At 67.4% G+C, this 24,680-nt stretch carries 21 protein-coding genes; 10 read left to right on the top strand and 11 right to left on the bottom strand.

Going from position 1 to position 24,680, the window contains the following annotated elements:
* Positions 1-10 precede the first annotated feature (10 nt).
* Genes adhP through U9983_RS11665 form a run of 4 tightly spaced genes read left to right on the top strand, consistent with a single transcriptional unit; the run spans position 11 to position 4,001 of the window.
* On the top strand, positions 11-1,021 hold the full coding sequence (gene adhP / locus U9983_RS11680; RefSeq protein ID WP_322754031.1) for an alcohol dehydrogenase AdhP: 1,011 nt from the start codon (positions 11-13) through the stop codon (positions 1,019-1,021).
* Between the two features lie 60 nt (positions 1,022-1,081).
* Positions 1,082-2,242 carry a Re/Si-specific NAD(P)(+) transhydrogenase subunit alpha gene (locus U9983_RS11675; protein ID WP_322754030.1) on the top strand — a complete coding sequence of 387 codons (1,161 nt, stop codon included), beginning with the start codon at positions 1,082-1,084 and terminating at the stop codon, positions 2,240-2,242.
* A complete protein-coding gene (locus U9983_RS11670; protein WP_322754029.1) occupies positions 2,239-2,568 on the top strand; it encodes an NAD(P) transhydrogenase subunit alpha in 330 nt (109 codons plus the stop codon). Before U9983_RS11675 ends, U9983_RS11670 begins: the two co-directional genes overlap by 4 nt.
* Positions 2,565-4,001, top strand: coding sequence for an NAD(P)(+) transhydrogenase (Re/Si-specific) subunit beta (locus U9983_RS11665; RefSeq protein WP_322754028.1), 1,437 nt, complete (start codon positions 2,565-2,567; stop codon positions 3,999-4,001). The genes U9983_RS11670 and U9983_RS11665 overlap by 4 nt, the downstream gene beginning before the upstream one ends.
* Before the next feature lie 17 nt (positions 4,002-4,018).
* Here U9983_RS11665 and U9983_RS11660 read toward each other — a convergent pair whose 3' ends face one another.
* Both U9983_RS11660 and U9983_RS11655 read right to left on the bottom strand, forming a co-directional pair.
* Positions 4,019-5,578: a GAF domain-containing sensor histidine kinase gene (locus U9983_RS11660; protein ID WP_322754027.1), complete on the bottom strand. Its 1,560-nt coding sequence runs from the start codon at positions 5,576-5,578 to the stop codon at positions 4,019-4,021.
* Between the two features lie 7 nt (positions 5,579-5,585).
* A complete protein-coding gene (locus U9983_RS11655; protein ID WP_322754026.1) occupies positions 5,586-7,112 on the bottom strand; it encodes an AAA family ATPase in 1,527 nt (508 codons plus the stop codon).
* Between the two features lie 300 nt (positions 7,113-7,412).
* Between U9983_RS11655 and U9983_RS11650 the strand changes: the two genes are divergently transcribed.
* On the top strand, positions 7,413-10,157 hold the full coding sequence (locus tag U9983_RS11650; RefSeq protein ID WP_322754025.1) for a GNAT family N-acetyltransferase: 2,745 nt from the start codon (positions 7,413-7,415) through the stop codon (positions 10,155-10,157).
* Positions 10,158-10,242: 85 nt separating this feature from the next.
* A complete protein-coding gene (locus tag U9983_RS11645; RefSeq protein ID WP_322754024.1) occupies positions 10,243-10,896 on the top strand; it encodes a response regulator transcription factor in 654 nt (217 codons plus the stop codon).
* A 238-nt stretch (positions 10,897-11,134) separates the two neighbouring features.
* On the opposite strand, the gene U9983_RS11640 is transcribed toward U9983_RS11645, so the two are convergent.
* Positions 11,135-11,944 (bottom strand): HPF/RaiA family ribosome-associated protein, encoded by an 810-nt coding sequence (locus tag U9983_RS11640; RefSeq protein WP_322754023.1) that lies wholly within the window; start codon positions 11,942-11,944, stop codon positions 11,135-11,137.
* 61 nt (positions 11,945-12,005) lie between these two features.
* Entirely contained in the window at positions 12,006-12,602 is a 597-nt protein-coding gene (locus U9983_RS11635; protein WP_322754022.1) for a hypothetical protein, read from the bottom strand.
* Between the two features lie 344 nt (positions 12,603-12,946).
* Here U9983_RS11635 and U9983_RS11630 point away from each other — a divergent pair, with 344 nt between their 5' ends.
* Positions 12,947-13,771, top strand: a complete 825-nt coding sequence (locus tag U9983_RS11630) for a hypothetical protein (RefSeq protein ID WP_322754021.1) — start codon at positions 12,947-12,949, stop codon at positions 13,769-13,771.
* Positions 13,772-13,801: 30 nt separating this feature from the next.
* Here U9983_RS11630 and U9983_RS11625 read toward each other — a convergent pair whose 3' ends face one another.
* The 6 genes from U9983_RS11625 to U9983_RS11600 all read right to left on the bottom strand — a co-directional run bounded on the left by U9983_RS11625 (position 13,802) and on the right by U9983_RS11600 (position 20,105).
* Positions 13,802-14,743 carry an SCO2521 family protein gene (locus U9983_RS11625; protein WP_322751169.1) on the bottom strand — a complete coding sequence of 314 codons (942 nt, stop codon included), beginning with the start codon at positions 14,741-14,743 and terminating at the stop codon, positions 13,802-13,804.
* Positions 14,744-14,749: 6 nt separating this feature from the next.
* Complete coding sequence (locus tag U9983_RS11620) at positions 14,750-15,736, bottom strand: SCO2522 family protein (RefSeq protein WP_322754020.1); 987 nt, start codon at positions 15,734-15,736, stop codon at positions 14,750-14,752.
* Complete coding sequence (locus U9983_RS11615; RefSeq protein ID WP_322754019.1) at positions 15,733-16,641, bottom strand: SCO2523 family variant P-loop protein; 909 nt, start codon at positions 16,639-16,641, stop codon at positions 15,733-15,735. Before U9983_RS11615 ends, U9983_RS11620 begins: the two co-directional genes overlap by 4 nt.
* A gap of 2 nt (positions 16,642-16,643) precedes the next feature.
* Positions 16,644-16,952, bottom strand: coding sequence for a hypothetical protein (locus U9983_RS11610; protein WP_322754018.1), 309 nt, complete (start codon positions 16,950-16,952; stop codon positions 16,644-16,646).
* An 8-nt stretch (positions 16,953-16,960) separates the two neighbouring features.
* Entirely contained in the window at positions 16,961-18,493 is a 1,533-nt protein-coding gene (locus U9983_RS11605) for an SCO2524 family protein (protein WP_322754017.1), read from the bottom strand.
* 400 nt (positions 18,494-18,893) lie between these two features.
* Positions 18,894-20,105 carry an NAD(P)/FAD-dependent oxidoreductase gene (locus tag U9983_RS11600; RefSeq protein ID WP_322754016.1) on the bottom strand — a complete coding sequence of 404 codons (1,212 nt, stop codon included), beginning with the start codon at positions 20,103-20,105 and terminating at the stop codon, positions 18,894-18,896.
* Between the two features lie 300 nt (positions 20,106-20,405).
* Here U9983_RS11600 and U9983_RS11595 point away from each other — a divergent pair, with 300 nt between their 5' ends.
* Entirely contained in the window at positions 20,406-20,945 is a 540-nt protein-coding gene (locus U9983_RS11595; RefSeq protein ID WP_322749117.1) for a hypothetical protein, read from the top strand.
* Between the two features lie 209 nt (positions 20,946-21,154).
* Positions 21,155-21,646, top strand: a complete 492-nt coding sequence (locus tag U9983_RS11590) for a shikimate kinase (protein WP_322754015.1) — start codon at positions 21,155-21,157, stop codon at positions 21,644-21,646.
* Positions 21,647-21,669: 23 nt separating this feature from the next.
* Here U9983_RS11590 and U9983_RS11585 read toward each other — a convergent pair whose 3' ends face one another.
* Positions 21,670-22,209, bottom strand: a complete 540-nt coding sequence (locus U9983_RS11585; protein WP_322754014.1) for a hypothetical protein — start codon at positions 22,207-22,209, stop codon at positions 21,670-21,672.
* A gap of 358 nt (positions 22,210-22,567) precedes the next feature.
* On the opposite strand from U9983_RS11585, the gene U9983_RS11580 reads away from it, so the two are divergent.
* Positions 22,568-24,680: AfsR/SARP family transcriptional regulator (locus U9983_RS11580; protein WP_322754013.1), on the top strand; the 2,113-nt coding region annotated here is incomplete at its 3' end.

Genomic DNA, 24,680 nt, shown 5'->3' with positions numbered 1-24,680 from the left:
GGAGGATTCGATGAAGGCAGCAGTGGTCACGGATTTTCATTCGCCCCTGCGGATCGAGGATCGGCCTGTCCCGGCGCCAGGGCCCGGGCAGGTTCTGGTGCGCCTCGAGGCCAGTGGGCTGTGCCACACCGACATTCACGCCGCCCATGGGGACTGGCCGGTCAAGCCGTCCCCGCCCTTCGTACCCGGCCACGAAGGGGTCGGTGTCGTCGAGGCGCTCGGTGCCGGGGTGAGCGTCCGTCAGATCGGCGACCGGGTCGCGATCGCGTGGCTCGGCTACGCCTGCGGCCGATGCGGCTACTGCATCAGCGGCTGGGAGACGCTGTGTGAGAGCCAGCGCAACAGCGGTTACTCGGTGGACGGCGCCTTCGCGGAGTACGCCGTCGCGGACGCCGACTTCGTCGTGCCGGTACCTGCTGGAGTGTCCTCGTTCGAGGCCGCGCCCTTGACCTGTGCCGGGGTCACGACCTACAAGGCGATGAAGGTGGCGGGTGTGTCTCCCGCGCAGACCGTTGCCGTGTTCGGCGTCGGCGGGTTGGGTCATCTGGCGTTGCAGTACGCCCGCATCGCCGGCGGTTTCGTCATCGGGGTCGACATCACCGAGCCCAAGCTGGCCCTGGCGACCGAGCTCGGAGCCGATCATGTGGTGAACGCGGCGACCACCGACCCGGCGCAGGAGATCGCCAGGCTCGGTGGGGCGGACGTCGCTGTAGCGCTCGCGGCCTCGCCCCGGTCGTTCGAGCAGGCGTTCCGTTCGCTGCGGCGTGGTGGGCGGCTGGTCTGCGTGGCACTGCCGGCGGACGGCACCATGGCTATCCCAATCTTCGACACCGTCCTGAAGGGCATCACCATAGTCGGGTCGATCGTCGGCACCCGCAATGACCTCGCTGAGGTGTTTCGGCTGCACGCGGCCGGCCGTACCAGGGTCATCGCCGCCAGCCGGAAGATCGACGACGTGAACAGCTGCATCGACGAGGTCCTCGCGAGCACCGTCCCGGCCCGACTGGTGTTCGAGTTCTAACGGGGCCGAAGGGCGCGCGACGTCGCGGGGCTGGGATCGAGAAGCTGAGATGGAGCAATCATGACCGCACTGTTTGTCGGAGTCGTCAAGGAGAACACTCCTGGCGAGCGCCGGGTGGCGCTGGTCCCAGATGTCGTGGGCCGGGTGTCCGGTTGCGGGTTCGAGGTGCTCGTCGAGGCCGGCGCCGGGAGTGCCGCATGGTTCCCCGACGGCGCGTATGCCGAAGCCGGGGCCGCCATCGTCACCCGGGATGACCTGTTCGCCCGGGCCGACGTCGTGCTGACGGTCGGTCAACCGGAAGCGGGCACGCCGGCGTCGCTGCGTGCGGGCCAGACCCTCGTGGGGCTGCTCCAGCCGCTGCGTAATCCGGGCGTCATGGCGGAACTCGCCGCGGCCGGGGTGACCGCGGTCAGTCTCGACGGGTTGCCGCGGACCCTGAGCAGGGCGCAGGCGATGGATGCGCTGACCTCTCAGGCGAACGTGGCCGGCTACAAGGCGGTGCTCGTGGCGGCCGATGCGTACTCGCGTTACTTCCCCATGTTGATGACCTCGGCCGGCACCGTTCGCCCGGCCGAGGTCCTGGTGCTCGGCGCCGGTGTGGCGGGGTTGGCCGCGATCGGCACGGCACACCGGCTCGGCGCGCTTGTGCGTGGCTACGACGTCCGACCGCAGGCACGCGGCGAGATCGAGTCGCTCGGTGCGTCATTTCTCGATCTGGCCGAGGTCGCGAGCGGGGCCGGGCAGGGTGGTTACGCACGGGACCTGACCGCCGACGAACTGGTGGCGCAACAGGAGGCCTTGGCTACCGCCGTCGCCCGCCACGATGTCGTCATCACCACCGCGCAGGTGCCCGGTCATCGTCCGCCGCTGCTGGTCACCGAGAAGACCATCAAGATGATGCGACCCGGATCGGTGATCGTCGACCTGGCGGCGAGCGCTCTCGGCGGTAACGTCGAGCTCTCCGTGCCGGGCAGGCCGGTGGTCACGGACAACGGGGTGACCGTGATCGGCGCGGACAACCTGCCGACGGAGATTCCATCGGCCGCGTCGGCTGTCTACGCGCGCAACATCCTAGCGCTCCTTGAGTATCTGAGCCGCGACGGCCAGCTCCGCATCGACACCACCGACGAGATCCAGGCCGGAATCGTCATCACGCACGACGGCCAGGTCGTCCATCCCGCCACCGCGGAACTGGTGGCCGAGAGCAAGGAGCGCGAATGAATGCGACCCTGGTCGCTGATCTGACCATCCTTGTCCTGAGCCTGCTTGTCGGCTTCGAGGTCGTCAGCAAGGTGCCCGCCACCCTGCACACTCCGCTGATGTCGGGCGCGAACGCCATTCACGGCATTGTCATCGTCGGCGCGATGCTGGTGGCCGCGTCGGCCCACACAGCGTTGGGTTATGTGCTCGCCTTCTTCGCCGCCACCTTCGCCGCGGTGAACGTGGTAGGCGGTTACGTGGTGACCGACCGGATGCTGAAGATGTTCCGGAAACGACCGGTCCGTCCCGCGCCAACGCCGATGACCACCAGGGATGAGTTGTCATGACTGGTTCGGATGTCGCGATCCACCTGCTGTTCCTGGCCGCCGCGACATGCTTCGTCCTCGGCCTGCACCTGATGAACTCCCCGGCGACAGCGCGACGGGGTAACCAGCTGTCGGCCGTCGGGATGACGGGAGCGGTCGCGACCACGGTGGGATTGATGGTGCGTAACGGCGTCATCACCACCGCCGGACTGCTCGTCCTTGTCACTGGTGCGGCGCTCGGCTCCGGCCTCGGCCTGTCCTGGGCCCGTGGTGTGAAGATGACCGCGATACCGCAGCTGGTCAGCGTCTTCAACGCGGCCGGCGGCGGGGCCGCCGCGCTCGTCGCGTTCGCCGATGCCGTCCGGCTCGGCGGGGCGGCCGGCCTCGTCCACGCCGCCGGACAGACCACCGTGGCCACCGGCCTTGACGTCGTCGTCGGTTCGGTGACGTTTTCAGGCTCACTGGTGGCCGCGGGCAAGCTCCAGGGCCTGGTGACGGGAGGGCCGGTCGTGTTCCGCGGAGCGCGGCTACTCAACGTCGTCCTGGCTGCGGTTGCTGTCAGCGGCGTTGCGCTGATCATCGCCGGCCGCGGCGGCACGATCGTGCTCGGCCTCGTGGCGCTGGCGGCACTCGGCTTCGGTGTGACCATGGTGTTGCCGATCGGCGGCGCGGATATGCCGGTGGTTATTTCACTACTCAACGCGTTCACCGGCATGGCCGTGGCGATCGCCGGCTTCGTGCTCGACACCAGCGTCCTCATCATCGCCGGCGCGCTCGTCGGAGCTTCGGGCACCATCCTCACAGTGCTCATGGCCGAGGCGATGAACCGTTCGATCATCGGCATCATGGTGGGCGGCTTCGGTACCGGTGAGTCCACCGGTGATCTCGTCGGCCCGGCCTCCGGGACGGGCACGACCGCGCCCGTGCACCGGATTTCCGTGGATGACGCCGCCATCCAGCTGGCCTATGCATCCAAAGTCATCATCGTGCCGGGCTACGGCCTTGCCGCCGCCCGGGCGCAGTACGAAGTCGTGGCACTCGCGACGCTGCTGGAACAACACGGTATCGATGTCTGCTACGCGATCCACCCGGTCGCCGGCCGGATGCCCGGTCACATGAACGTGCTGCTGGCCGAGGCGCATGTGCCGTACCCGCAGATGAAGGAGCTCGGCGAGGTCAACCCGGAGTTCGTCCAGACCGACGTCGCGCTCGTCATCGGGGCGAACGACGTTACCAACCCCGCCGCCCGGCGGTCGGGTAATCCCCTGTCCGGCATGCCGATCCTCGACGTCGACCAGGCAAGGAGTGTGATCGTCATCAAGCGATCGATGGGCCACGGATACGCCGGGGTGGACAACGAGCTGTACACGGACCCGAAGACCGGCATGCTGTTCAACGACGCGAAGGCGGGCTTGGCCGCCCTCACCGCGGCGGTGGGAATGTTGGTTCACTGAACGAAGGCTTGGGCGGGTCAAGGCTGGAGCATGGCCGTCCAGCGCGGCTGTCTCCCGCTGTCGTCGAGGATGTCAAGGATGACGGTCTCGCGCACGATGCGTACGGTGACCTCGACGCGGGTGGAATGCGCATGGCGGGCCGCGTTCGACAGCCCGTCCCGCACGGCGGCGAGCAGGTTCTCGGCGACGGTTCCCTCGAGCAGGGTGTCGACCGGGCCTTCGGTATGGATCCGCGGTACGAAACCGAAGGCGGGTTGGAATTCCTTGACGACCGCGGCGATTCGCGCCCGCGTACCGGTCTCGGGCGTCCTTGTGTGTCGCAGATCGAAGATGGTGGCCCGGATCTCCTTGATGGTCGCGTCCAGGTCGTCGATATAACCGGCCAACCGGTCCGCGTCCGCGGACTCCTCGTAGTCAGCCATGTCCTGCATGCCGAGCGCGACCGCGAACAGCCGCTGGATGACCTGGTCGTGCAGGTCGCGGGCAATGCGGTCGCGGTCCTCCAGAACACCGAGCTGGTCGCGTTCGGTGCGGGCCAGGGCAAGCTCGAGGGCGACCGCGATATGGCCCGCGAAGCCCGCCGCCATGTCCAGTTCGCTTTCCGTAAAGGGATGCCCGCCGGTTGACCTGCCGATCAGCAGCGCACCATGGCTGCTGGTGGCGGCCAGCGGCACCGTCATGAGCGGTCCCAGCCGCGGTATTTCGGGCCCGAGGAGCGCGTCGGTGGTGGCGTCGTCGACAAGCAGGGGACGTCGCTCCCGCAGAGCCCGTCCAACGATCGACTCGCCGAGTCCGATGTCCGTACCGACGAGGTCCTCGGCGTGCGGACCCAGCGCCACCTCAACCTTCAGCTGGCCGGCGGTAGCGCTTTCCAGCAGGACGGCGGTGAAGTCCGCGCCGGCGACCGCCTGTACCTTGCTGCCGATCATTCTCAGCGGGTCGGCCCCATCGGCCAGCAGATGGCGGGTGAGTTCTGCCGATGCGGTGAGCCAGTGCTGGCGTTGCTGGGACTCGGCGAACAGCCGGGCGTTCTCGATGGCAACGCCCGCGCTCGCCGCGAGGGCCAGCGCGAGCTCTTCGTCCTCGGCGGTGAACTGCAGCCCATTCCGTTTCTCCGCCACATAGAGATTCCCGAAAATCTCCGAACGAATTCGGATCGGTACCCCGACAAAGGTCCTCATCGGTGGATGTCCGGGTGGGAAACCATGCGCCTGTGGGTGTTTGGAGATGTCATCGAGCCGCTGTGGGCGCGCTTCTTTGATAAGCAGGCCGAGGACCCCTCTACCGGCGGGCAGCTGGCCTATCCGGTCGGCGTCCTCGGCCGTCGTACCGACATGTATGAACTGCTCCAGCCGTAGGTCGGGAGCGACCACGCCGAGTGCGGCGAATTCCGCGTCGAGGAGTTCCCGGGCAGCCTCGATGATCCGGCGGAGCAGGTCCGGAAGGTGAATGTCGGACGCGATGACGCGACTGGCCCGCACCAGCCCGCGCAGCCGGTCCTGGGTGGCCATGACATCCTGCGCGCGCTCGATGAGCTGGGAGAGCAGTTCGTCGAGCCCCCCGGCTTCGGCATTCACGACGACATCATCGCAGCAGGGCGCTACGCGCGGCGCGAAGTGATTCCGTCAGCGGCACCGCGGTGTGGATCATGATTGCGCCAGGCCAGGGATCGGCGCCGGCGGTCATCGCTGTGAGCACATCCGCGGTCGCGTCGGAGGCATCCCCTCCGGTGCATCTGCGGCGGGCGATCCGCGTGGCCGCCACCTCGGCTGAGACCTCACATCGCAGTTCGATGAGGTCAGCTGATGTCTCCTCGGCAAGACGGGCGGCCCGCGCCCGGTCGGCGGCGCTGGACCACGATGCGTCGAGAACGACTGTCTCGCCGTGCTCGAGCGCCGACCGGGCGCGGGTGAGCAGGAGGTCATATGTCGCTTCGGTGTGGGCCCGCGTGTAGATTCCCGCGCCGACGGGCGCGGCGGCAGACTGATCGGCAGGTATTCCCGCCAGTTCCTTGCGGACGACGTCCGAGCGCAGCAGGACCGATCCGTCGGTGTCGTCGACCAGCCGGGATGCCAGCGTCGACTTGCCGGACGCGGGCAGCCCCCCAACGAGCACCAGGTGCACCCGGCCACGGCGCAGGTGCTCGAGCGTGAGGTGGGCGAGCGCGCGGGCCTCGTTCGCGGCCTCACGGTCGCCCTGGGCGTGGCGCAGGCAGGCGACCTTGCAGCGGACGAAGGCACGGTAGGCGATGTACAGCTCTGCCAACGAGACCGGGTGCGTCTCCGCGGAGAACTCGCCGTACCAGGCCAGGAAGGTGGTCGCCAGCTCGGGCGCGCCGAGCCTTTGCAGGTCCATCGCCAGGAAGGCGACGTCGGCGAGGACGTCGCCGATCCGCAGCCGCCGGTCGAACTCCAGGCAGTCGAGCACGCGAGGTCCGTCATCGAGGCAGAAGATGTCGCCGGCCAGCAGGTCCCCGTGCCCGTCCCGTACCCGTCCGTCGTGTTGGCGCCGGGCGAGTAGCGGCTCACGTCCGGCCAGGTACTGTCGGGCAAGCCGGCCGATCTCGTCCACGCTGTGCGCGTCGAGAACCGTCCCCCGGAACGGCGCGAGGCCGGCTAGCCCTTCGTCCCAGAGGCCGCGTATGGTCGCCGGGCTGCCTGCCTCGGCGATCTCCGGGGACGTTTCGCACCGGCTGTGGAAGGCCGCCAACTGGCGCGCCAGCGCCCGCAGCGCTTCGCTCACATCGTCACCGCTGGCAACCATGGTGGACAGGCGCCGATTCTCGGGCATCCGGCGCATCACCACCATGTGGTCGCAGAGCTGGCCGTCGGGTCCTGTCACGTCGGCAACTCCGAGGTAGACGTCCGGAGCGAGGCGCCGGTTCAGCTCGATCTCCGCCTGGCATGCCGCCAGCCGGGCCTCACGGGTCGAGAAGTCGAGAAACCCGAGGTCAACGGCTTTCTTCACCTTGTACGCGCGATCTCCGAGAAAGACCACCACCGACGTGTGGGTCTCCACGAGTGCCGGTGGTCCCACCGCATCGCCGGGATCCCGATCGAGCTGGCCCCGGCCGCCGCTGGGGAGCCGCATGGTTGTACTGGTCACATGCATGAACATCCTCCGGTAGCGGCCGTCCGGCCATAGGCACGGTAAGTCCGTCTCCCTGCTCAGCGAAGTCAACACTGACAGTGACAGGATTGGGTGTGCTCCACGGAGTGCTACCAGGCCCGGACACATGGGCCGTTCGTCCCGTGGCCGCGGGACCCTGGAAGTGCCGAGTGGTCCGTCACGGGGTGACCGAGGTCCCTGCACCCACAGGTGGTCGGGACCTGCCCCGACATGGGCCGCCGCCCGCATTCTCGGGAGCTGTGTGCCGGGGGAGCCGGGCTACCGAGGGGAAGAGGTTCGGACGTGTGGAGTGAATGCGATGCGGTCCTGCGCGACGGTGGGATCGTCCACCTGCGTCCCGTTACCGGAGATGACGAGGCCGCCCTGCGGGCGTTGCACGAGGGTTTGTCACCGCGCGCCGCCTATCTGCGGTTTTTCACCGCCGGCCGGGCAGCCGCGGCATGGTATGTCGATCATCTCGTCCGTGCGCCGGCGCCGGATCACGCTGCTCTCGCCGCCCTTGTCGGCGGCCGGATCGTCGGGGTCGCCGGGTACGAACGGCTCGACGACCCGACCGGCGCCGAGGTGGCCTTTGCCGTCGAGGACGCCCAGCAGGGCTGCGGCCTCGGCACGCTGCTCCTTGAGCACCTCGCGTCCTACGCCCGGGAGCACGGTGTCCGCCGATTCGTCGCCGAGACCCTGGCCGACAACGACATGATGATGGCGGTCTTCACCGATGCAGGCTTCCCGGTGAAGCGGCACCACGACGGCGGAACCGTCGACGTGTCCTTCCCGCTGGTGGCCGGCGAGTCCCTGCTCACCGCGCAGGACCACCGGGAGGGCACCGCCGATGTGCGCAGTCTGACTGCCTTGCTGCGGCCGGCGTCGGTTGTTGTCGTCGGAGCCTCCCGACGCCCGCGAACCGTGGGCCACGAGGTTGTCCGCAACCTGCTTGCCAGCGGCTTCGCCGGATGTCTCGCCGTGGTCAACCCGCACGCCGGCGATGCCGACGAGATAGCCGGCGTCCGCACCTACCAGAGCATCCTCGACGTGCCGGCGCCGGTGGATCTCGCGGTGCTTGCCGTCCCGGCGCCTGCGGTGACCACCGCCGTCGAACAGTGTGCCCGGCTCGGCGTGAAGGGGCTGGTCGTGCTCTCCGCCGGTTTCGCCGAAGTGGGAGTACAGGGGGCGGCGCGGGAACGGGAACTGCTCGCCGCCGCGCGCCGTCTCGGGATGCGCCTGGTCGGCCCCAACTGCATGGGCATCGCGAACCTGGCCGCCGACGTCCGGCTGAACGCCACGTTCGCACCGAACATCCCCGGTGGCCGGGGTGCCCCCCAACCGCCGGGACGGGTCGGCTTTCTGTCCCAGTCCGGCGGCCTGGGCATCGCCCTGCTCGAACAGGCGAGCACGCTCGGGCTGGGTGTCTCGACCTTCGTCTCGGTCGGCAACAAGGCCGACGTCAGTGGCAATGACCTGCTGATGTGGTGGGAACAGGACCCCGACACCGACGTCATCGCGCTGTACCTGGAGTCGTTCGGCAACCCGCGTAAGTTCTCCCGGATCGCGCGCCGGGTGTCCCGCCACACCCCGATCGTCGCGGTGAAGGGTGGTGCCTCAGCGGCCGGAGCACGCGCCGCCTCCTCCCACACAGCCGCGGCGGCGAGCCCGGCCGTGCAGGTCAGCGCACTGTTCCGACAGGCCGGGGTGATCGCCGTGGACGGTCTCGGCGAGCTGTTCGACGTGGTGACGCTGCTCGCCCACCACCGCGTCGGGGTGGGTCGGCGACTCGCGATCGTCGGGAACGCCGGCGGTCCGCTCATCCTCGCTGCCGATGCGACGGCGGCGGCGGGCCTTGACCTGCCCGAGCTGGCCGAACCGACCCGCCGTGCCCTTGCCGACCTGCTCCCGGCCGGTGCCGCCGTCGCCAACCCGGTGGACACGATCGCGTCGGTCTCGGGCGCCGCTTTTGAGCAGGCGTTGCGGATCGTGCTGGCCGACGACGGAATCGACGCCGTGTTGGCGGTGATCGCGCCGACGCCGTTGACGGGACGGGACGACCTGACCGCCGCGGTCGTGGCGGCGGCGGGAAGCTCCACGCCACTGACGGCGGTCGTGCTTGGGCAGGCTGCCCGCGTGCGGACTCTCACGGCGCCGGACTCGGCGGACTCGGCAGACTCGCCAGACAAGGCCCCGTCAGCGGCTGTCCCGTCATTCGCCGTGCCCGAGGATGCGGTCCGTGCGCTGTCGCTCGCGGCCGCTCACACCGACTGGCTGCGTCGTCCCCGCGGCACCGTGCCCATCTTCGACGACATCGTTCCCGAGACCGCGCGCGGCATCGTTGACGCGACACTGGCTGCACGGTCGGCCGGAGGCTGGCTGCAATCCGCGGCGGCGGCGCAGCTCCTGGCCGCCTATGGCATTCCGGTTGCCCGCAGTGAACATGCGGCGTCGGCCCAGGAAGCCGCCGCCGTCGCCGAACACATCGATGGACCGGTCGTGTTGAAGGCGGCCAATCCCGACCTGGTGCACAAGACCGACCTGGGCGGGGTCCGGCTGGATCTTGCCACTCCGGCCGATGTGGCGGATGCCTTCCGATCAATGCAGGCTCAGCTGGGCGAGGCAATGGGCGGAGCCGTTGTGCAGGCCATGGTCGCCCCCGGCGTCGAAACCCTGGTCGGGATCGTGCAGGACCCGGCCTTCGGCCCGCTCGTCGGTTTCGGCCTCGGCGGCGTCCTGACCGACCTGCTGGCCGACCGGGCCTTCCGGCTGGTACCGCTGACCGACCGGGACGCGGCCGAGCTGGTCCGCGCGGTACGCGGTTCCACCCTCCTGTTCGGCTTCCGGGGGAGCCCGCCGTGCGACGTGGCCGCGGTCGAGGACATCCTGCTGCGGGTCGCCCGCCTCGCCGACGACCTGCCCGAGGTCGTCGAGATGGACATGAACCCGCTCATCGTCCACGAGCGCGGCGCGGTCGCGGTCGATGTGAAGATACGGCTGGCGCCGGTGCCGGAGATTCCCGATCCGACACTGCGCCGACTGCGCTGAGCGGCATCGGCGGCTCGAAACATCAACATCGGGAAACGTCGGGAAACACCGCGCAGGCTCGCGGCTCCAGGTACGATCACGCCCCGTGGGGACGATCCGAGTTTTCGTATTGGACGACCATGAAATTGTCCGCCGTGGTCTGCGGGAAGTGCTCGAACGGCACGACGACATCGAGGTCGTGGGCGAGGCGGGCAGTGCGGGCGAGGCGCTGCGGCGGATTCCGGCCCTGCTACCCACGGTCGCGGTTCTCGATGCCCGGTTGCCGGACGGCAGCGGTATCGACGTGTGCCGCGAGATCCGGTCGAGTCACCCGGAGATTGCCTGCCTGATCCTGACCTCCTATGACGATGACGAGGCTCTGTTTTCAGCGATCATGGCGGGTGCCGCGGGCTACGTTCTGAAGGAGATCCGCGGTACCGACCTGGTCGGCGCGATCCGAACGGTGGCGTCGGGTCAGTCGTTGCTGGCTCCCTCCGCCACCCACCGGGTTCTTGCCCGGCTGCGGGAGGGGCCGAAGGAGGACTCTGCGCTCGTGGCGCTCAACCCGCGGGAGCGCGAAATCCTTCAGCTTGTCGCCGAGGGACTCACCAACCGTCAGATCGGCACCCGGATCCACCTGTCCGAGAAGACGGTCAAGAACTATGTTTCCAGCATCCTGGACAAACTGGGCCTCACCAGCCGGACCCAGGCGGCGGTTTTCGCGGTGAGACGCGAGGGCACGACCCCGCAGCTGTCCTGACCGCCTCCGCGACGTGGTTGACCGCCATCCACCGGACCGCGGTGCAGTCGTCGGGCCAGACGAACCGGCTCGTCCGGTCCGCACGGTTTTCCGCCTCTATTGGCACCCGGGCGCCCGCCTCCTCTTAACGATGTGAATCTGATGCTCCTGCCACAACACCAGATTCACATCGTTCCCAAAGAGTGACCGGCGACGACCTGGACGGGGCACCGGCTTTGCCGGCCGGTGGACGCAGCGACTACCGGGCCGGGGTTATCAGTCCGTAGTGTCCGTCGTAGCGGTGGTAGAGCACGTTACCCCGCCCGGTCGCGTTATCCACGAAGAACACGAACGGGAAGCCGGTCAGGCTCAGCCGCGCGACCGCCTCGTCGACGCCGAGGTGGGGTGCGGGCTGCTCGCTGATGGTCAGTGGTACCGCGACGACCGGACCGCCACGCCGTGGCCGCGAGTCCGTCCGGGCCAGGCGGTAGCCGGCGTCGTCGCGGTAGATGACGCTGTCCTGCCCACTGTCGACATCGGTGTACAGGTGGAAGTCGTAGTCCATCGTCTCCAGCTCGAAGACGGCCTCATCGGGGGTCTCCCGCGCCAGCGTGAAGGACTTGTGGCGGACGATTTCGCGTTCCTCGGGGGGACGCGGGTAGTACTGTGGGCGGTGGGTCGGCTCGCTGCCGTGGCGCCACTCATGGGGCTCGTGCGGCTGTTTCAGCGGCGCGCCACCCCGCCGCGCCTCCCAGTGCTCGGCAATCCTGATCAGCCGCTCCCGCAGGCGCGCCTGCAGCAGGTCGATCGCTTCGTGCATCGTCGTGGCCGCGACGTGCGCCCGCAGCGGCCGCCCGTTGACGTCCATGTTGGCCTGTGCGACCGCCGGCCGCGGTAGCGCGGGGTCCGCCGAGTGGGTCAGCCGCACCTGGGCGTACAGGATCGGTTCATCCGTCTCCTGGGCAAGCGCAAGGATCTTCCGGCGCGCGTAGGCGCCGGAGCTCGCCGGCATCGCACCCCGGGTTCCCACGGCGACCTCGGGAATGATTGTCGTCGTGGATCGCCTCATACCCTCCTCGTGCCCTACCACCGCCGTTCGAACCGGATCCCCGGTTGCCGGCAGTTGGTGCTCAGCGCCTCCACTGCGGTGCGACGCGCGCCCATTCGGCGTCCCAGGCGGCCAGCCGTCCGCGGTCGAGGAAGCGGCGCAGGAGCAGGTGGCATCCGGCCAGCGCCGTCCCGGCGGCGCCCACCGCAAGCACACCGACGCCGACCCCTTTGGCGACAGCCGAGGCCTCGGTGGCCGGCGGGTTCACCCGCTGGCCGGTCCCGTCGGTCCAGACCGTGACACGGGTGCCCGCCGGGCTACCCGCAACGGCCCGCACATAGCCGGTCCGCGTGGTGCCACCGGCACCGGCACCACCAGCGCCATCGGTACTGCCGATGCCGGCGGGAGCCGGCCACCGCGCGATCGCCAGCGCGGGCATCGCGACACCCATGACCGCGTACGGGCCCGGAGCGTCCGTCACCAGGACACCGACGACGCGGTGGTGGGTAGCGGCCGCGACGGCCGCGTCACGGTGAGCACCCTGGTATGTCCGCGCACCGGCCCAGCTCGCCAGCGGCACAGCGATCAGAAACAGGACAGACAGGATGACCAGGGCGGCGGCCTCGATCCGATCCGCCGGCCGGCACAGCGGGTTGTGCGCCGAACTGAGCCAGCGCACCCTTCGAATCAGGCGTGCACCAGGATATCGCGATATGATCGACATTGCTTTCTGCCCTCCGAGCTCGATGCAGCTCCGGTCAGCAGAGTCCGGCGTTGTGCCACGGCACGGGCTTGCGGCCACCATCATCCCCGTCGTCCGCCCAGCTGGCTTGCCCGTGGCAGGTGCCGAGGAGGCTCATATCTGGGCAGCCGAATATGTGAGCCGCCGAACCGCAGCGGACAGAGCGCTGATGCGTGACACTTGAGTCATGACTCACTCTTCGAACCTCTCCGGACAGTGCGGCGTATACGTACCGTTACCGGTCGGCCGATCCGGTCGGGACATCTGACTGGGCATCGGCGATGTCCGGTCAGATGTCGGCGTTCGTCGGATCGATCTCAACCGCGATCGTCCGCCGAGCGGACAGATATGTCGAGATGCTGGACGAGGCACGGCTGGACGGCCGCATGCGGGTCGCGGAGCCGGGCCTTCTCGATCGGTTCGAAAGATATGCCGCCGACGTTCTCGATCGGTATATCCCACCTGGCCCCCGCAATCGCGACAGCCTTGTTTTCGCCGATTTATACAACCAGGCGGCACTCGCCCCAGCCGAGGACGGCGAACATTCCACCATCGCGGCGCTGCTCGCAGCGGAGGTCGAGGTTCGTGGTCCGCTGCGGCTCACCCCGGCACAGATCTTGCGCCTGGCCGAGATCCTCGAGCGCCTCGGCCACCGCTTCGCGCGGGCCGACCTGCCGCTGCACGCCGCGTTCTCCTTCGATCGCGCCGGCGGCCTGTTCCTGCAGGTGGAAAACCATCTCGCCCGCGACCGATGCCTGCTTGCGGCGCATCGGGCCCGGCACCGGGCCCGAGGTCGGGGCGTGCGCAAGATTCTGGAGACAATCTCGAATCTGTTATGTGGCTACGGGTACCAGCCCTACCGTCTGCTCGCCTGGGCGTTTGTCCAGCTCACGGCGCTGATTCTTATTTTGACAATTTTTTTCGGCGTCTCGTTGGTTACCAGCGTGCACATGGCGCTCACCAACTACCTCAACCCGCTGGGATTCGGCGATGTCGATGGCCTGCCCGACGGCGCCTGGGCTCTGCTCATAGTCGAGTCCTATGCCGGGGCGGTGTCGCTGAGTGTCTTCTTCGCCCTGCTGGTGCGGCGATGGTTTCGGTTATGAGGTGATCGGTACGAGTGTGGCTACCCACGGTCACCAGTCCGCGTTGCCGCGTCGCGTCTGTTCGACCGCCTGCAGCGTCTGCAGGGCGATCTGGTCCCGAATTCGAGCGACCTGCGTGTTCCATTGGCGGCTGAATCCGGGGCGCTGTTCCAGCGCATCCCACAGCGGCGACAGTGCCGGGTCCACCTGTGCTCCGGGCATCCAGACGTGGAACAGCCGTTCGACGGCGGTCGTGAGAATGTCGATCGCTTGCTGCCCCAGCGCTTTTAGCCGGTCGGTCTGTTCGATGACCTGCGCAAGCGTGGTGAGCAGCCAGTCGTGCAAGGCGAAATCCTCGCAGAAGCGCGCGGCGAGGCCGAGCTGGCTTTCGTCCACAATCAGCTCGATGGCGTGTACGACATCGCCGTCGGACCGGACCCGCGCGACGGGACCGTCGTGGTCGCCGACCCGGGCGGCCCAGCGGACCCAGGTCGGCCGCGCCCTTACGGACGTCACGTGATCGAGCTGTACATGACCTTGGATGTCGCTTATCAGGCGTTCACTGACCGAGCCCAGATCAATGGTGGACGACGGTGTGGAGTCCGCCAGGTAGCCCTCGGCGAGCTCGGCGGCATCCGCCCGACTGATGACTTCGACCACGCCCAACTGGTCGGCGTAGTGTGACCACGCCAGCCGGCTGGGGCCCGTCGCACGCCGGAGGTAGGCGCTCGCCGAGCCCTGCAGCACCAGACCCGAAGTGATCATAGCGCGAGACGTGACCGTGCCGATTCCCCGGGCCCGGACTCGGCTTGAGGTCGCGAGCGTGCAGTCGATCCCGGTTACCAGCTCTGGTGAGACGGCGTGAGCGATGGGGCGTTCTGTGCACAACACGCGGCGTCCCGGCACCGTCCCGAGGATCTGAGCCACGAGCGGCGTCGGAAGCGGCGCCGTGTTGTGCAGGAGGCAGGTTCGGACCTCACCGAGGACCAGCATCGGGTTTTATGTTCCTTCGATGAAGACGTGTGAAATGCGGTCAATGACCTTGCGTGGTATCTCCAGACCTTCACTCGCCCCGCGTTCGACCACCTGGCCGATGACGGGCTCGTCAAGGCTGAGATGGCTGAGGATGAGTTTGATCGCGTTTTCGATCGGCAGGTACCGCTGCGGCAGGATGGAGACCGACCGGTAGGCACAGAAGGGCGCTGCCCGCGGATTCATCTGCATCACAGCGGGCAGTTCGTTCCAGGTCTCGGGTATGTCGTCGATCCCGAGCGTTAGCTGGTGCGGATGCGCGATCGGTTCGCCGAAATGGCGCAGCATCCCCAGCCGGAGCAGGTGCCAGATCGACGCTAGAAAAGGACACGACCAGGTCCGTTGGATCACCGTCTCGCCGCCCACCCGTTCCTCGACGTCCTTCCACAACTCGATGTCGAGGAAGATCGAATGGTTGCGCTTGCCGAACTCCTGCGGCGGCTCCCACCGCTGGGTGTGCATGGCCTGGTCGGTGCCGGTCTCGGGAGACCGTTCGCCGTTGCAGAGCCAGCCCGACTGATGGGGCGGCGGGCGGGAGCCGTTCGTGCCCGGAGCGGGTTCGGGAAGCAACCTGGCCGCGACGAGTTCCGCGAGCGGCACACCGTCCGCCACGCAGCAACCCGCCTCGCGCGCGATGTAGTCGATCGACACGCCGCACTCGTCCCCGATCGCGACGAGCTTCTGCAATATTTCATTCGGATTCGTACTATTAAAGAAATAGTCGTCAACCAGAAAACAGGTGCTGACGCGGGGCCGATCGGCGGTGACGCTCTTTTTGGCGGCCGTGGCCCACGGCGCAAGCCGCTGAAATTGGCGACGTATCCGTTCCTCGTCCCTGGCCAGGTCCTCCATATAGAAGTGACCCACTTCAATCGAAAGGTGCGACAACGGTACGCCGCGAACACTGTCCTGATTGCTGGCTTCGGTGTAAGCGACGACTTCCAAGGCGGTCACAGCCCTTCCCACACACCGTCGTCGGTCAGATTACGGGCCAACTCGTCAAAGGCTTCGACGGTCGCGGCGTTGGCGAGGTTCCCGGAGACGTCCGCATCCGAGATGACCTGTTCCCGCCACTGTAGCACCGGCTCGACCGGCGTCTCGCCCAGCGTCGCGCTGTGCCCGAGCCGGTTGCGCAGCGCCAGCTGTTTGAGTTCATCATTGCAGGTACGCAGCCACTTCGCCTGCGCCGGCCGGTCTGCGGAAAGCGGCGAGTTGAGGACGGGTACCGCGGTACGGACGAACCGGATCGCGTCCTGCAGCGCCTCACGTCCGTGACCGGCCCGAGTTCCCTCGTCGAGGAGTCCGTCGTTGCCGTAGACGAGACTATGGGCTGCGACGATATGCTGCCTGGTCCAACGGTGGAATACCAGCCAGCGGACGGGAATCGAGCGGATTTCCGGAGCTGCCGTCGCGTTCAGCGCCATGTGCAGAGCGTGTGATCGGCCGGCACTGAGATCGACCACACACACCTTGAATTCCTGGTCCAGCCGCCGGAACAGTTCGATGCAGCGGCGTACCTTCTCGGCGGAGCTGGGGAATTCTGCCCCACCTCGATCGCCGGCGAACAACGCCAGCCGGCCCGCCTTGGCGTGCAGCATGCGAAGGCCCGAGCGGTCGGAGGTGGCGCGGATGTCGACCTGGTACGGGCTGCTGATCGTTCCGCCGATGTAGGAGTGGAGGCCGACGTCCGCGCCGCAGTCGATTTTCGAGATCTCGAAGATCGCTCCAGCGGTGGGGGATCCGAAGTCGAAGTCGAGGTAGGCGACATCGTTGCCCGCGAGCGACAACCGGTAGGCGATGTTGCAACTCGTCACCGACCTGCCTGTTCCGCCCTTGTCCGAAGCAGCGAACACCAGCATGGCTAGATGATCCTTGCTGCGTCGATGCGTGCAACAGCCAGCTCGTCAAGTTTGCGGAGCGCCTCCATGGCAAGGGCGCTGGCCGATGACGGCCGCTCACTGAGAATCCTGCGCGCCCGCGTCAGCGTGGCCTCGATCTCCAGGAGACCCGTGTTCAACTCGGATCGATCATCGGCGTCGGCCTGCAGGATTTCCTGATTCAGCAGATGGTCGGCCTCACTGAGTAGTTCGCGGGCGTTGTCCACCATGTGCGTGGTGCGCAGCGGCGTCTCCTCGTACGTGCCGGCCGCGGCGACAAGCCCTTCGATCATGCGCTCGGTCAGATACCACGAGGGCCTGTTGTCAACGGGACCCCCGCGGGGAGGAGGAGCTCGACCGGGTTGTCCCACAGCCCCGACCCTGGACCTTCGCGCAACCGGCGGCGGACGAGATGGTCCATCGTGGCCTCGGCGACGACCATGAGGCGGTCGCGGGCGGACACGTTCGCCGACAGCCTTGCAGCCTGCAGCGTGCGTTTGAGAAGCAGCGGCGCGAAGTCGGCGGCGCTCCAGAAGAGCTGCGGGCCCAGGTCCTCACTGCCGTTAAGGGTCATTTGTACGCCGGGCACGTGCAGCGCCACGGCGGGATCGCTCTTCGTGACTCGACTGGTGATCCGGCCACGACGAGCCAGTTCCTCGAACACCTGTACCGCGCGGGTGAGATCGTCGTCGGTCGCTCGTCGGTTGATGAGGTCCTGAACAAGTACCGAGGAAACGAGCAGGCTGTAGTAGTCCGACTCCTCGCCGTCGGAGGTCTGCCACGGGATGTTCTCCAGCGGCCACGCCTGATCACCGAATCGGGCGATGGTGGACCAGTACCGTTGAGTGAGGTCCCAGCGAATCTGCAACGCCTCGGCCAAACGCCGCTGCTCATCGTTGAGGAGGCCTAGCTCGCGAGTCCGGGGTGAGAGGAGGTCGTTGATACCGTCGAGCGCCACAACCGTGAAATACAGATAGGGTCTGGCTTCGGCAACACCGGAACGTTGCTGAAACCCGTCACTTACAAAGTCGATCCGCCCGGCGTTCTGTGCAATTCCCCAGGTCCATCCGCATTCGAACAGCAGATTCTCGTTGTCGAGGCCAACGTCGGAACCCACCCCGATCCGGACGTCGTCCCGTAGTCTGGCACGGACCCGGGCGAGGTTGTTCCGCAGTTCCTGGAGCACTATGCGTTCTGAGACTCCCGCCGCGTTCATCATATGGAGCATTGCGCGGCCGTACGGATCGTCCGGTTCGACGGTCTTCACTACGAAGCTGCGCAGGAGCCCCAGCATGGCCGCGGTGAGTCGGCGACTCGTCGACGCCTCGATCTCTTCGACCTTCCGTCTCACCTCGGGGCGGCGCTCGACAGTCGGCTTGTAGACACTGATGAAACCCAATGCCGCAAGGCACAAGGTCACCGACATCGAGTAGGCGTCGACGACGTCGAGCTCGAGCTGCTCGGCTGTGGCCGCAGGCTGTGGCCTGCTGGCCTCCCGCCGGAGGTAGCGGCCGCCGGTGAAGACGGGCTCCCCCTTCTCGTCCGAGTACCTGCCGATGTAGTCACCAAGTATCTCGACGATAACCCGAGGTATGCGATTGCTGTCGCCCAGTGGTTTCAGCGTGGTTCGCACATCGTCGGCGATGGCATCCGGGCGGTCGAGCGCCAGGTTTTCGATCGTGGTCGCCGGATAGAGGATGCATAGAAGCTGCTCGGCATCACTGATCGAGTTGGACTCGTCCCTCCCGCCCCAGACCCAGGTTCCGTCCTGGTAGGCGGTCGCCAGCACCGCGCGCCAGATGTCAAGGATGTGTTGCCTTGGCTGAATCCTCACCGTAGCCGTCCAGAATAGGTTTGAGGCGTCATGCTCAGGCGGCCGCGAATAGACTGCACAGTTCCGTAACCGTATGAGTACGCTTGCAATGTACCAGGGAAGCTGCTGACCTTCGTCGCCGGGACCGTCCCCTTCGGCGTGGCCTGTACGCTCCGAAGTCGGGCGCAAACGCGAAAGGTGGCCCCGCGGGTGGCTTTGGACCGCTCGTACCGGGCATCGTCGCACGAGCTGACTGTGCTCGCGGTGCGGCCCGGATCATCGCGTCGCTCGTCGGGCAACCGTCCAGGAGTCGGCTCGACCAGTGGCGGCAAGCGCCGACCTCCGCTACCTCTGCAGTCCACTGAACTTCACACCTTGAAGCTAGCGAGTTGGACGCACGGGGAGACAACCGGGATGACCGCTATTGCACATGGGACGGCGGATATTCAACCATCCGCGCCGTATGGTCACCGATGAACCTCGCCGGCTTGCAAAGATCAAGGGCGTCCTGCTGTTCAATGGTGAGGCCACGCCCGCCGAGGAGCGAGCAGACCAGTTCGGCGGTGGCGGGGGCGAGCGTCACTCCAAGGCCGAAGTGACCGGTGGCTGCGATCACTCGTGCGTCCTTCGTCACGGGGCCGATGATCGGGTGCTGGTCCACGGTGGCTGGCCGGACGCCGGACCAATGGCGCTGTACCGTCCAGGAACGAGCGGTCGGGACCAGCGCGGTGACTCCCGCGAGTACGGATTCGTAGCCTGCTCTGGAGGGAATGCTGTCCGGTATTCCGTACTCGTACGTCGCGCCCGCGGCCACCCGTCCGTCCACGCGCGGGACCAGGTATGCCGACTTGATTCCCTCCGCCGTCTCGATTTTGGCGTACAGCTGGAAACGAAGGGGATAGCTCGCCATCCGAGGTACCTGGAACTCCATTGCCTGTCCCTTTACGGGAAACATCGGATCGACGGTGCGAGCCGGCAGTAACTGGCCGCTACCCAGCCCCGCGGTGAGCACGGCGTGACGACAGCCGAGCATTTTTCCGCCCTTCACGCGGATCATTATACTGTCCGGTGTGCTCCTCATCTCCTCCACCGTCGCCCCGGTGAGGACGGTGACACGCGGATCCCGTCGCAGTACGGAATCGAGCGCGGAAAGCAGGCGAGCGGGCTCCAGCGACGCTTCCCGCGGCAGCAGGAATGCGCCCTTTGCGCGCCGCGTGAGCAGCGGCTCCAAGGCCTGAAGCTCGGCTGGGGAGCACGGAACGACCTCGACGCCGCGCGAGATCCATTCCGGCAGCAGCACGCAGCCGAGCCGGTCGAGTTCGGTACCCGACAGTGCCACCTGGAGCAGACCTGCGGTATGCAAAGGTATTGACACGGCGGCTTCGTTTTCGATCTCCCGCAGCCAAGCCGGATAAAGCGCGCGACTCTGATCCGCGAGAAGACTCAGGCTTGCTCCGCAGATGTCGTCACTCTGCGGCGTAATCCCTCCTATTGCCGCCGACGAAGCCATCGCGCCGAGCGAACGGGCTTGATCTACGACCGCAATCCGCTCGAATAGGGAGCGCGCCTGGTAGGCGACCGCGCAACCGATGACCCCTCCGCCGACAACGATGAGGTCGAACTGCGTGTTCACCCGGCCTCCTGTTACGGATTGCTACCACAGGCGTCGTCGTGCGAATCTGTGGGCGTGTCATGAAGTGTAATCCCGATCGAGCCCAATGCCGTGAATTTTGCGATGTCCGCCCTTCTGCCCTGGTCCTGGTCCTGAGTCCTGGTCCTCGCACCTCGCGATGTCCGTGCCCCGGACTCGCTCCTTGATCGTCATCCGTTATGCGGGTGCATCCAGCGGGGGGAAGGGGCATAGGCGCGGCCTGGGCGGGCACGTTGGTAGCACATCGGTCGCACGTACATCGGTCGCAAGCTCGGAGGCGTCATGGCGGACAGCGACGGCCGGACCGGCACCGTCAGTTCGATCGGCATCAACCGTGGGCCCGATTCTGAGCCGACGCCACTCGGTATCTATCTGAATGACCATTTGGCCGGTGCTACCAGCGGTCTTGAGCTGGCCCGCCGCGCGGCCCGGTCGCAGCGCGGTTCAGCGGCCGGGGATGTGCTCGAGCGACTGGCGTCCGAGATCGCGCAGGACCGTACCGCGCTGCTCGACATGATCAGCGCTCTCGGTCTCCCCGCGCGCCAATACAAGGTCTATACAGGTTGGGCGATGGAGAAGGTCGCCCGGCTCAAGCTCAACGGTCAACTTCTGCGGAACTCACCGCTGCGTACGGTCATCGAACTGGAGTCGTTGCGGCTCGGTGTGGAGGGCAAGGCGATGGCGTGGCGCACGCTGCGTGCGGTGGCCGAACGCGACGCCCGCCTTGACGCCGCGCAACTCGATCAGCTGGTAGGCCGGGCGCGGCGGCAAGAAGACGATCTTGAAGGTCTTCGGATGGACACCGTCCGGAGGCACCTGTGACCATCTCCGGCGATGCGACAGAACCACGATCGCATCGCCTTTGGCCCGTCAGCTACCCGGGGACTTCGGCCTCCGGCGATGCGACAGAACCACGATCGCATCGCCTTTGGCCCGTCAGCTACCCGGGGACTTCGGCCTCCGGCGATGCGACAGAACCACGATCGCATCGCCTTTGGCCCTCTGGGCGACGGGTCTTCCTTGTCGGCCTCATGGGGGCGGGTAAGTCGACGGTCGGTACAGCTTTGGCGACGCTGCTGGGCTGCCGGTACCTGGACAACGACGTGCTGCTCACCCAACAGGCCCAGGCCGGCCCGCGGGAGCTGGCCACGGCCGGGCCGGCGGCTCTGCACGACCATGAGTCCCGCCAGCTGCGGACACTGCTGGAGCTGCCCGGGCCGTTTGTCGCGGGTGTCGCCGCGAGTGTCGCCGACCGCCCGCACGACATGGCGCTGATGGCCGCCGCCGGATGGGTCGGCTACCTTCGGGCGACCCCACGGACGCTGGCCGGACGGGTGGGAGGGGGAGCTGGCCGGCCGTGGCTGGACGACGATCAACAGGCTGTCCTGGAGTCGATGTTCGCTGCCCGCGACCGCGTGTATCGACGCACAGACTATGTGGTGGACACCGACGGCCGCGACGCGGGGGAGATCGCGGCCGAGATCGCGGCCGCGCTGGCATCCCGGTTCGCTACGGACCGGTAGCCGACCCCCCGGTTGCTCCGCGATCATCTGGGTGGCGGGACGGCTGGTCCGTCGACCAGGATGAGGAACCAGCCGAGAGCCAGCAGAAGATCATATTCATGTAGTGATGGGGCTCCGTCGGACGGGCCGACCAGGATCCTGCGTCCGCCGAGCACGATCGCTATCCCATCCCGGGCAAACAGCACCACGTTGTGCCCGTCGATCCGTGGCACGCCGGTGGCGTGGGCGACGAAACCCCGGGCGAAACCCTGCCGGTTAGGTATGATCCAACGTAGCCAGCGGTCTCCGGTCAGTTTGACGAGGGCTCCCCCGCGTCCCTGCTGGAATTCCGCGAGCGTGTCGCCGGTCGACCCGAGCGCGACCCGCAGGCCGCCGTGGCGGGTTTCCACAACCATCAGATGCTTTCGGACCTTGCATGTGATCCGACCCTGCGCACGCCAGTCTTTCCGCATCTGGGCGATCGCCTCGTCGTCGACCCGGAGCGCGAACTGGTCTCCTGTCGCGGTGACCGGCTCCCAGGTGAATTCCGGCACCATCGCGCAGTCGGAGTGAACCGTCGTCATGTTGCCCTCCTGCCGGGCCGTCTCGGAACGTCGACCCGTCTGTTTCCATTGAAAGACCCGCTGGTCAGCAGCTGATCAGGGCCGCGAACGTGGCAGCTGGGTGAACGACGGGGCCGACGGGGGCCGATGGGGCCGGCGGGGGCCGGCGGGGTTGTGCCGCGGCGACCGGGTCCTGACCGGGTCCTGACCGGGTCCTGACCGGGGTCCTGTCGGACACGGGGGCGGGTGCTCCTGGTGCCGGTGGCCGACAGTTGCCTCCGGCTTGCCACGGCCTCGTGTTGCACACTGGTTGAAGGTGGTATTTAAGTAGTGTGATCATGTAATGGGCGATGTGCGTTGTTTCGCGAGACAGGATGACATGGAGTTTCGGGTTCTTGGATCGCTCGAGATGGTGCGCGACGCCACGCATGTCCCGATCGGTGGTCCGCAGCGCCGGCTGTTGCTCGCGGCTCTCCTGTCCGAGGCGAACCGCCCTATCCCCGACCGGGATCTCCTCCGCGCCATGCAGGGCGATGGCGGTTGGCACGAAGAGCATCGGCGCGAACACCTGCATCGGCTGCGGGTGCATATTCTCGGTCTTCGGCGGGTGTTGGGCCAGTCCAACGGCCAGCCCCTGGCGCGGGACGCCGGCGGGTACGTTCTCCAGGTCGGGGCGGACGAGCTCGACGAACTGGTTTTTCTCAGACTGGTTGAGCAGGCCCGGCGGCTGCGGGATTCCAAGGACGTGGCGAGCGCTGCCGACCGGGTGGACGAGGCATTGGCGCTCTGGCGCGGGGAACCACTGGCAGATCTTGAGAGGCGTCCCTTTGTCGAGCGTTATGCGGCCCGGTTGGGCGAGCTGCGACTGCATGCGGAAAAAGAAAGGGCCGCCGCATATCTGGCGGCCGGTCGGCACGGGCCGCTTGTACCGATACTGCGCCGGCTGCTCGTCGAGAACCCGGCCGACGAACGCCTTCAGCTTGATCTGTCGCTGGCCCTTTACCGCGACGGTCGCCGGGAGGATGCCGCCGCCGTCTGCCTGGATGCGTTGCGCCGATCCCGTGATCGTGGAATCGAACCCACCGCGATGCGGGAAAGGCAACGGGCGATCCTCGCGGACGAGCCGTCCCTTCGTTGGGCCGCGCCGGCTGAACAGGTTCGGCTGGGAGCCGTGCCGCGCCATCCCGTGCCGTCCCAGCTTCCCGCGGGCACGAGGAACTTCACCGGTCGGGAGAAGGAGGTTTCCGATCTCCTCGCCTTGTTCGAAGCGGAGGACGCCGGTGCGGGCGTAATCGTCTCGGCAATAGCCGGGCAGGCAGGCGTCGGTAAGACGGCACTCGCCATTCACGTCGCCCATCAACTCCGGGGTCGGTTTCCCGACGGCTTCCTGTATACGAACCTGCAGGCCACACCGGACTCGCCGGCCGAACCTTCGACGGTTCTGGTGTCGTTTCTGCTGGGGCTGGGGGTGTCACGCGAGCACATAGGGGACGATCCGCAGGTGCGGGCGGCGCTGTACCGTTCAACCCTCGACGGCAAACGGCTGCTCGTCGTTCTGGACAACGCGACCGATGCCGAACAGGTGCGCCCGCTGCTCCCGGGGGCGGCGTCCTGCGGGGTAATTATCACCAGCCGACGGGCACTTTCGAGTCTGGATGCCGACCATTTCGTGCTCGACGTCCTCGATTCCGACCCGGCGGTGGCACTGCTCGCCAAGGTGGCACGCGGCGAGCGGGTCGCGGCTGAACTGGACGAGGCCCGTACGATCGTGGCGCTGTGTGGCTTTCTGCCACTGGCGGTGCGGATTGCGGGTGCGCGCCTCGCGCAGCGGCCCGATGCCAAGCTGCGGTCCCTGCGAGAAGAGCTCCAGGTTGCGCGTTTGAACGTGCTCCGGGTCGGTGATCTTGAGGTGCGGGCCAGCGTCGACCTGAGCTACCGGGGGCTACCGGCGGCGACCAGGCGGGCGTTCCGGCTGCTGTCCGTGCTGGAAACGGAGGACGTCAGCCCCCTGGCCGCGGCCGCACTTCTTGATCAGAATGTACAGCAGGCCGCGGAGCTGCTGGAGGAGTTGGCGGTCGGGCACCTGATCGAGCGCCGGGCCGGAAACGGCGATGAGCCCCGCTACCGCTTTCACGACCTGCTGCTGTTGTTCGCGCGTGAGCGTCTCGCGCAGGAGGACTGCCCCGCCGACCGCTGCGCCGCGCTCGAGCGGGTGCTGGAGATGTATCTGGCCTGCGCGCAGGACGCTGCGAGCCGGCTGCACGCGGGTAGCCGCACCATCGTCCCCCGCAGGTCGCCGCCCCGGTGGCAACCGGGGGAGGACGGGGTGATCGAGGCCGCTGCGCGCAGTCCGATCCAGTGGTTCGACCGTGAGAGCAAGAGCGTTGTCGCCCTCGTCGAGCAGGCCGGGGCCGAGGGCTTTGATGAGATGACGTGGCTGCTGAGCGCCGCGATCGTCGACTTTTTCGAGATCGGCTCGCACTGGTCGTTCT

Source organism: Protofrankia sp. Cas3 (assembly GCF_963555955.1).
GTDB lineage: Bacteria > Actinomycetota > Actinomycetes > Frankiales > Frankiaceae > Protofrankia.
The sequence above is the reverse complement of the archived record's forward strand: the minus strand, read 5'-3'. Positions and strand labels throughout refer to the sequence as shown.

Excerpts from the sequence above, each read along its gene's own strand:
- U9983_RS11595 (WP_322749117.1), top strand. The coding sequence starts at position 20,406 with ATGGCGGACAGCGACGGCCGGACCGGCACCGTCAGTTCGATCGGCATC.
- U9983_RS11670 (WP_322754029.1), top strand. The coding sequence starts at position 2,239 with ATGAATGCGACCCTGGTCGCTGATCTGACCATCCTTGTCCTGAGCCTG.
- U9983_RS11625 (WP_322751169.1), bottom strand. The coding sequence starts at position 14,743 with ATGCTGGTCCTCGGTGAGGTCCGAACCTGCCTCCTGCACAACACGGCG.
- U9983_RS11630 (WP_322754021.1), top strand. The coding sequence starts at position 12,947 with ATGTCCGGTCAGATGTCGGCGTTCGTCGGATCGATCTCAACCGCGATC.
- U9983_RS11590 (WP_322754015.1), top strand. The coding sequence starts at position 21,155 with ATGGGGGCGGGTAAGTCGACGGTCGGTACAGCTTTGGCGACGCTGCTG.
- U9983_RS11615 (WP_322754019.1), bottom strand. The coding sequence starts at position 16,641 with ATGCTGGTGTTCGCTGCTTCGGACAAGGGCGGAACAGGCAGGTCGGTG.
- adhP (WP_322754031.1), top strand. The coding sequence starts at position 11 with ATGAAGGCAGCAGTGGTCACGGATTTTCATTCGCCCCTGCGGATCGAG.
- U9983_RS11675 (WP_322754030.1), top strand. The coding sequence starts at position 1,082 with ATGACCGCACTGTTTGTCGGAGTCGTCAAGGAGAACACTCCTGGCGAG.
- U9983_RS11585 (WP_322754014.1), bottom strand. The coding sequence starts at position 22,209 with ATGACGACGGTTCACTCCGACTGCGCGATGGTGCCGGAATTCACCTGG.
- U9983_RS11665 (WP_322754028.1), top strand. The coding sequence starts at position 2,565 with ATGACTGGTTCGGATGTCGCGATCCACCTGCTGTTCCTGGCCGCCGCG.
- U9983_RS11640 (WP_322754023.1), bottom strand. The coding sequence starts at position 11,944 with ATGAGGCGATCCACGACGACAATCATTCCCGAGGTCGCCGTGGGAACC.
- U9983_RS11655 (WP_322754026.1), bottom strand. The coding sequence starts at position 7,112 with ATGCATGTGACCAGTACAACCATGCGGCTCCCCAGCGGCGGCCGGGGC.
- U9983_RS11610 (WP_322754018.1), bottom strand. The coding sequence starts at position 16,952 with ATGATCGAAGGGCTTGTCGCCGCGGCCGGCACGTACGAGGAGACGCCG.